The sequence below is a fragment of the Shewanella sp. SM73 genome (assembly GCF_025653795.1).
Lineage (GTDB): Bacteria > Pseudomonadota > Gammaproteobacteria > Enterobacterales > Shewanellaceae > Shewanella > Shewanella oncorhynchi.
Genome location: NZ_JAKKRY010000030.1, coordinates 1 through 7,657, shown reverse-complemented (window position 1 = coordinate 7,657; position 7,657 = coordinate 1). Strand labels below are relative to the sequence as shown.

The window sequence follows — 7,657 nt, the reverse complement described above, 5'->3', positions numbered from 1 at the left end:
GTGAATACGTTCCCGGGCCTTGTACACACCGCCCGTCACACCATGGGAGTGGGCTGCAAAAGAAGTGGGTAGCTTAACCTTCGGGGGGGCGCTCACCACTTTGTGGTTCATGACTGGGGTGAAGTCGTAACAAGGTAGCCCTAGGGGAACCTGGGGCTCGCAGATGAGTGAAACTCATTTGGGTTGTATGGTTAAGCGACTAAGCGTATACGGTGGATGCCTTGGCAGTCAGAGGCGATGAAGGACGTAGTAACTTGCGAAAAGCGTTGGCGAGCTAGTAACAAGCATTTGAGCTAACGATGTCCGAATGGGGGAACCCAGCAGCATAAGCTGTTATCGCAACATGAATACATAGTGTTGCGAGGCGAACGAGGGGAACTGAAACATCTAAGTACCCTTAGGAAAAGAAATCAACCGAGATTCCCCTAGTAGCGGCGAGCGAACGGGGATTAGCCCTTAAGTCAGTGGGGTGTTAGTGGAATGCGTTGGAAAGCGCAGCGGCACAGGGTGATAGCCCCGTACATGAAAACTAACCATTGATGAAAACGAGTAAGGCGGGACACGTGACATCCTGTTTGAATATGGGGGGACCATCCTCCAAGGCTAAATACTCCTGACTGACCGATAGTGAACCAGTACCGTGAGGGAAAGGCGAAAAGAACCCCTGTGAGGGGAGTGAAATAGAACCTGAAACCGTATACGTACAAGCAGTGGGAGCGGTTCTTGAGACCGTGACTGCGTACCTTTTGTATAATGGGTCAGCGACTTACATTTTGTAGCGAGGTTAAGCGAATAGCGGAGCCGTAGGGAAACCGAGTGTTAACTGCGCGTTTAGTTGCAAGGTGTAGACCCGAAACCCGGTGATCTAGCCATGGGCAGGTTGAAGGTTGAGTAACATCAACTGGAGGACCGAACCGACTAATGTTGAAAAATTAGCGGATGACTTGTGGCTGGGGGTGAAAGGCCAATCAAACCGGGAGATATCTGGTTCTCCTCGAAAGCTATTTAGGTAGCGCCTCGAGCGAATACCATTGGGGGTAGAGCACTGTTAAGGCTAGGGGGTCATCCCGACTTACCAACCCTTTGCAAACTCCGAATACCAATGAGTACTACTCGGGAGACAGACGGCGGGTGCTAACGTCCGTCGTCAAAAGGGAAACAACCCAGACCGTCAGCTAAGGTCCCAAAGTACTAGCTAAGTGGGAAACGATGTGGGAAGGCTTAGACAGCTAGGATGTTGGCTTAGAAGCAGCCATCATTTAAAGAAAGCGTAATAGCTCACTAGTCGAGTCGGCCTGCGCGGAAGATGTAACGGGGCTAAGCTAGTCACCGAAGCTACGGGTGCACAGTTTACTGTGCGCGGTAGAGGAGCGTTCTGTAAGCCGTTGAAGGTGAAGGGGTAACCCACGCTGGAGGTATCAGAAGTGCGAATGCTGACATGAGTAACGATAAAGGGGGTGAAAAACCCCCTCGCCGAAAGACCAAGGGTTCCTGTCCAACGTTAATCGGGGCAGGGTGAGTCGACCCCTAAGGTGAGGCCGAAAGGCGTAATCGATGGGAAACAGATTAATATTTCTGTACTTCCGCTAACTGCGATGGAGAGACGGAGAAGGCTAGGCTAGCGCGGCGTTGGTAGTCCGCGTTTAAGGTGGTAGGTGGTGTTCTTAGGCAAATCCGGGGACACGTACTTTAATGTACACACTGAGAGCTGATGACGAGGTCCTAAGGGACTGAAGTAGTTGATGCCATGCTTCCAGGAAAATCTTCTAAGCTTCARGTTAGYGGGAATCGTACCCCAAACCGACACAGGTGGTCGGGTAGAGAATACCAAGGCGCTTGAGAGAACTCGGCTGAAGGAACTAGGCAAAATGGTACCGTAACTTCGGGAGAAGGTACGCTCCTGTTGGTGATGAGACTTGCTCTCTAAGCTGACGGGAGTCGCAGATACCAGGTGGCTGCAACTGTTTATCAAAAACACAGCACTGTGCAAACTCGCAAGAGGAAGTATACGGTGTGACGCCTGCCCGGTGCCGGAAGGTTAATTGATTGGGTTATCGCAAGAGAAGCTCATGATCGAAGCCCCGGTAAACGGCGGCCGTAACTATAACGGTCCTAAGGTAGCGAAATTCCTTGTCGGGTAAGTTCCGACCTGCACGAATGGCGTAATGATGGCCACGCTGTCTCCAGCCGAGACTCAGTGAAGTTGAAATTGCGGTGAAGATGCCGTATACCCGCGGCTAGACGGAAAGACCCCGTGAACCTTTACTATAGCTTGGCACTGAACATTGAACCTACATGTGTAGGATAGGTGGGAGACTATGAAGTTGTGACGCTAGTCATGATGGAGTCGTCCTTGAAATACCACCCTTGTAGTTTTGATGTTCTAACCTAGGTCCCTTATCGGGATTAGGGACAGTGCCTGGTGGGTAGTTTGACTGGGGCGGTCTCCTCCCAAAGAGTAACGGAGGAGCACGAAGGTTGGCTAAGTACGGTCGGACATCGTACGGTTAGTGCAATGGCATAAGCCAGCTTAACTGCGAGACATACACGTCGAGCAGGTACGAAAGTAGGTCATAGTGATCCGGTGGTTCTGAATGGAAGGGCCATCGCTCAACGGATAAAAGGTACTCCGGGGATAACAGGCTGATACCCTGTTCGCCATTTAAAGTGGTACGCGAGCTGGGTTCAGAACGTCGTGAGACAGTTCGGTCCCTATCTGCCGTGGGCGTTGGATGATTGAAGGGAGCTGCTCCTAGTACGAGAGGACCGGAGTGGACGAACCGCTGGTGTTCGGGTTGTCATGCCAATGGCATTGCCCGGTAGCTACGTTCGGAATCGATAACCGCTGAAAGCATCTAAGCGGGAAGCGAGCCCTAAGATGAGTCATCCCTAGGAATTTATTCCTCTAAAGAGCCGTTCGAGACTAGGACGTTGATAGGCATGGTGTGTAAGCGTTGTGAGGCGTTGAGCTAACATGTACTAATGACTCGAGAGGCTTAACCATACAACCCAGATGGGTTTTACAAAGAAGCCTTAGACAGAATATCGACACTTGATAAAGTTAAAGACTCAACAGAAAATCAGCTTTCCGAATTATTATTAACGTGGTCCAGAGATGGACACGGTAATAAACAGAATTTGCTTGGTGACAATAGCCTTGTGGAACCACCTGATCCCATCCCGAACTCAGAAGTGAAACGCAAACGCGCCGATGGTAGTGTGGGGTCTCCCCATGTGAGAGTAGGTCATCGCCAAGCATCCAAATAAACACAAAAGCCCTAGCCTAAACCGCTAGGGCTTTTGTGTTTATACGCTTCGCGAAAACTTATCTCGATGTCGGTCAATAAATGTTCCTCCAATATTGACACTTCCACCATCCATGGCGGTCGCCCGCCGCTAAGCGGACTCCCCGGCTACGAAGACAAGCTTCTTCGCGTTTAATCATGGCTAAATACTCCGTATTGATAGCGCGATGATTTCCCCCCCATGTGAGAGTAGGTCATCGCCAAGCGCCTAATTATCTCATTGAGATGTAACCAAGCCAGCTAAATAAGCTGGCTTTTTTGCGTCTGCAATTTGTTAATTGGACTGATTTTCCTGCTTTTCTCTCAGTTCTTCATCCTGCCATCTTCTCTAGCATGAGCTGCAATCCTCGCTTTTAGCAGTTACAATACGTTTTTGTCGTCATTGAACAAACACATGTCTCTATCTCATAGCCTTCAATCATTTAATTCCTTTGGTTTAGCCCAGTCTTGCGCGGATCTTGTTGAGGCGTACTCAAAAGAAGCTGTTAAGGCGATATGTCTGCCACTATGGCAACAGCAATTGCCTATGTTGGTGCTTGGTGGCGGTAGCAATCTGGTCTTTACGGAGGACTTTAACGGCACAGTTGTCAGGATTTTATCGAAAGGGATAAAAGTATCTGAAGACACAGAAGCGTTTTATCTCGATGTTGAGGCGGGTGAGAATTGGCACGAGTTAATTCAGTTTACGCTCGAGCATGGTATGTTTGGGCTGGAGAATATGGCATTAATTCCTGGGACGGTTGGTGCAGCACCTATTCAGAATATTGGCGCTTATGGTGTTGAACTATGTGATGTGTGTGATTGGGTTGAGTATCTTGATTTACCCTCAGGTGAGTTTGTGCGCATCAGTACATCTGAGTGTCAATTTGCTTACCGTGAGTCTATTTTCAAAGACAAATTGCGCAATCTCGCTGTAGTCACAGCTGTTGGGCTGCGTTTAGCTAAACGTTGGCAACCGCGTTTGGCCTATGGTCCATTGCAATCGTTTGATCCTGCAACCGTTACAGCGCATGAGATTTTTGAGCGCGTATGCCAAGTACGAAGTGAAAAGCTTCCTGATCCCGCAGTGCTCGGCAATGCAGGCAGTTTCTTTAAAAACCCCATTGTTAGCGCAGCCTGTTATCTCGATTTAGCACAGCGTTTTCCGACGATAGTGGGCTACGCACAAGCGGATGCAACAGTGAAATTGGCTGCAGGCTGGTTGATTGAACAAGCGGGACTGAAAGGTTTTGTGCTCGGCAATGTGGCAGTGCATGACAAGCAAGCCTTAGTGTTAGTGAATCGAGGCGGAGCAACGGGGCATGATATTTGCCGCCTAGCGCTGTATGTTATTGCGCAAGTACAGGATAAATTTGGTGTTGTGCTAGAAGCCGAGCCTAGAATCATCGGGGCTAACGGTGAAGGAGATTTGCATGTCTGAACATTGGGGAAGAAAACGCCAGATATTAGCTTTATTATCTAGCGGGCAATTTGTTTCTGGCGAGCAGTTAGCCACTGAACTTGGGATTTCGCGCGCCGCAGTGAATAAGCATATCGATGCGCTAGAAACCTATGGTGTGGCAATTTATAGCGTCAAAGGTCGCGGTTATAAGTTAGCTAATCCTATTTCTTTGATTGATGCTTCACTTTTAGTGCAATCAATTGATAACCGTTGCTTTTACTTTGATGAGATAGCAAGCACCAACGGTTTTTTGCTGGACCATACTACTGAATTGAAGAATGGTGATGTGTGTGTGGCAGAGTATCAATCCGCAGGTCGTGGTCGTCGAGGCCGAACTTGGGTGTCGCCCTATGGACATCACTTATATTTCTCGCTGTTTTGGACTTTCCCGCAGGGAATGGCGCAGGCAATGGGATTAAGTTTAGTGGTGGCCTGTACATTGGTTGAAGTGCTTAAATCTTTTGGCGTCGAGAATATTGGTGTTAAGTGGCCCAATGACATCTATTTGGATAACAAGAAGCTTGCCGGGATCTTGATTGAGATGTCGGGTCAGGCTGATAGCCAGTGCCAGCTTATCATAGGTGTTGGTGTCAATATGGCTATGTCAGAGGAACAAGGTAAAGGTATCGATCAGCCTTGGAGTGATTTGTCAGAGTTGGTCGACATGCCTGACAAGACGGCGCTTGTTATTGCATTACAGAAGCAGCTTAAGCGTGATATTCAGTTATTTGAGCGTGAAGGATTTGCTGCATTCAAGACTCGTTGGCAAGCCGCAGACTTATTTTATGGTCGTGAAATACGTTTGCTTATGGGGGAAAAGTCTGTCGAAGGAATTTGTCGAGGCGTTGATGAGCAAGGTGCAGTATTGCTCGAAACCGCCGACGGTGTTCAAGCATTTATCGGCGGTGAAATTAGCTTAAGGGCACGCTAAGTACCCAAGAGTCAATTTTACATAAGGCTATTTGCGCATCAGCACGTGGGACATCAAATGATCCTGACCTTTCTGCAGGATCAAATGGGCCCTCTCACGGGTCGGTTGAATGTTAAGTTGTAGGTTTGGACCATTGATTGTGTCCCAAATATTAGCGGCAATCGTATTGGCCTCATCATCGGTTAGCGTCGAATAGTGATGAAAATAAGATTTTTTGTCACTGAATGCACCAGAGCGGAACTGCAGAAATCGTTCTTTATACCATTGTTTTAGCAAAGGTTCTTCTGCATCGACATAAATAGAAAAGTCGACAAAATCGGAGACGAAAGGACGACGGGTATCAACTGGGGAGTCGAGTCCAGTCTGTAATACATTCAAGCCTTCTAAAATTAAGATGTCTGGCTGAGAAACGGTTTGATGCTGATTCTTAACGCGGTCATAGGTGACGTGCGAATAGATAGGGGCTTTCACATGTGGCTGACCGGATTTCACGGCGGAGATAAACTCAACCAGCATTTTCATATCGTAACTTTCTGGAAATCCCTTACGCTGTAATAGTCCTTTACGTTTTAAGTCCGCCAGAGGATACAAAAAACCATCTGTTGTCACCAAATCAACTTTTGGGTGTTCAGGCCAGTGCCGTAGTAAAGCTTGCAAAATACGTGCTGTGGTGCTTTTCCCGACGGCGACACTACCAGCAATACTAATGATGTAAGGACTTTTTGATGGTTTTTGACCGAGGAATTCATCAACCACTAAGCCTCGTTGTTGCTTAGCTTTAACGATCAAATTCAGTAGCCGGCTAAGGGGAAGATAAATATCGGTCACTTCCGATAAGGAAATCTTTTCATTTATGCCTCTAAGGTTCTCCAAGTCTTGCTCACTCAGTGTCAACGGCACTGAATCTCGTAACTCAGACCATTGCAGGCGCTCGAAGGCGAGATAGAGTGCTTTTTGAATTGAATTTTTAGAAGTCATTGGCTTTCCTCAGCTTAGGAAAGGCACAGTACACTATGAGATTATTTGGAACAATACTAAATGGGTGATTGCAGTCGTGTTTCCGTTACCGTTTAATGTATTCGCTGTTTAATTGGCCGTCAAAGTTGCATAACGTGTAAAAAAACACCGTTCAAGCGCTTTTTTTACGTAAATAGGCGTTTTTTACTTGCACTTGGGAGCGCATTTACCTAATATCCCGTTCCGAAATGATAATGCCGGCATAGCTCAGTTGGTAGAGCAACTGACTTGTAATCAGTAGGTCCCGAGTTCGACTCTTGGTGCCGGCACCATTTTCTGTGGAGGGGTTCCCGAGTGGCCAAAGGGATCAGACTGTAAATCTGACGGCTCAGCCTTCGAAGGTTCGAATCCTTCTCCCTCCACCACTTTTTTCTAGGTAGTTAGGTAGCCTTAGTTAGGTTGCGCGGACATCGTATAATGGTATTACTCCAGCCTTCCAAGCTGATAACGCGGGTTCGATTCCCGCTGTCCGCTCCAAATTAGTTGCTGATATGGCTCAGTTGGTAGAGCACACCCTTGGTAAGGGTGAGGTCGGCAGTTCGAATCTGCCTATCAGCACCAGCCTCTCTAAATTTAGCTCCTACGCCTAAACATAATCGGTTCGATGTCATTTTAATGCATCGGATTTTTTCTATATGTTAGTTTTCATCACCAAGAATCTTGGACTGAGGCATTACCATGGCTAAAGCTAAATTTGAACGTATTAAGCCCCATGTAAACGTGGGCACCATTGGTCACGTTGACCATGGTAAAACCACACTGACTGCAGCTATCTCTCACGTACTGGCTAAGACCTACGGTGGCGAAGCTAAAGACTTCTCTCAAATCGATAACGCTCCAGAAGAGCGTGAGCGCGGTATTACGATCAATACCTCTCACATCGAATATGACACGCCTTCACGTCACTACGCACACGTAGACTGCCCAGGCCACGCTGACTATGTTAAAAACATGATCACTGGT

The 7,657-nt window shown here is 47.8% G+C and carries 4 protein-coding genes, 4 tRNA genes and 3 rRNA genes; 10 read left to right on the top strand and 1 reads right to left on the bottom strand.

Annotation, left to right across the window (positions count from 1 at the left end):
- The 5 genes from L5M51_RS22625 to birA form a co-directional block, all read left to right on the top strand.
- A 16S ribosomal RNA gene (locus L5M51_RS22625) occupies nt 1-172 on the top strand; the annotation flags it as partial.
- Nucleotides 173-189: 17 nt separating this feature from the next.
- Nucleotides 190-3,004, top strand: a 23S ribosomal RNA gene (locus L5M51_RS22620).
- 137 nt (nt 3,005-3,141) lie between these two features.
- Nucleotides 3,142-3,257: ribosomal RNA gene (rrf, locus tag L5M51_RS22615) — 5S ribosomal RNA — on the top strand.
- Between the two features lie 442 nt (nt 3,258-3,699).
- Entirely contained in the window at nt 3,700-4,725 is a 1,026-nt protein-coding gene (gene murB / locus L5M51_RS22610; RefSeq protein WP_263174791.1) for a UDP-N-acetylmuramate dehydrogenase, read from the top strand.
- On the top strand, nt 4,718-5,677 hold the full coding sequence (birA, locus tag L5M51_RS22605) for a bifunctional biotin--[acetyl-CoA-carboxylase] ligase/biotin operon repressor BirA (RefSeq protein ID WP_219235821.1): 960 nt from the start codon (nt 4,718-4,720) through the stop codon (nt 5,675-5,677). Before murB ends, birA begins: the two co-directional genes overlap by 8 nt.
- A 27-nt stretch (nt 5,678-5,704) precedes the next feature.
- Here birA and coaA read toward each other — a convergent pair whose 3' ends face one another.
- Entirely contained in the window at nt 5,705-6,655 is a 951-nt protein-coding gene (gene coaA, locus L5M51_RS22600) for a type I pantothenate kinase (RefSeq protein WP_105251027.1), read from the bottom strand.
- Between the two features lie 235 nt (nt 6,656-6,890).
- Between coaA and L5M51_RS22595 the strand changes: the two genes are divergently transcribed.
- From L5M51_RS22595 to L5M51_RS22575, 5 genes are all read left to right on the top strand, one after another.
- Nucleotides 6,891-6,966, top strand: a tRNA-Thr gene (locus L5M51_RS22595).
- A gap of 8 nt (nt 6,967-6,974) precedes the next feature.
- A tRNA-Tyr gene (locus L5M51_RS22590) sits at nt 6,975-7,059 on the top strand.
- A gap of 38 nt (nt 7,060-7,097) precedes the next feature.
- Nucleotides 7,098-7,171, top strand: a tRNA-Gly gene (locus L5M51_RS22585).
- Nucleotides 7,172-7,179: 8 nt separating this feature from the next.
- Nucleotides 7,180-7,255 (top strand) — tRNA-Thr (locus tag L5M51_RS22580).
- A 117-nt stretch (nt 7,256-7,372) separates the two neighbouring features.
- The coding region (locus L5M51_RS22575; RefSeq protein ID WP_261729865.1) for a GTP-binding protein at nt 7,373-7,657 on the top strand (285 nt) is incomplete at its 3' end.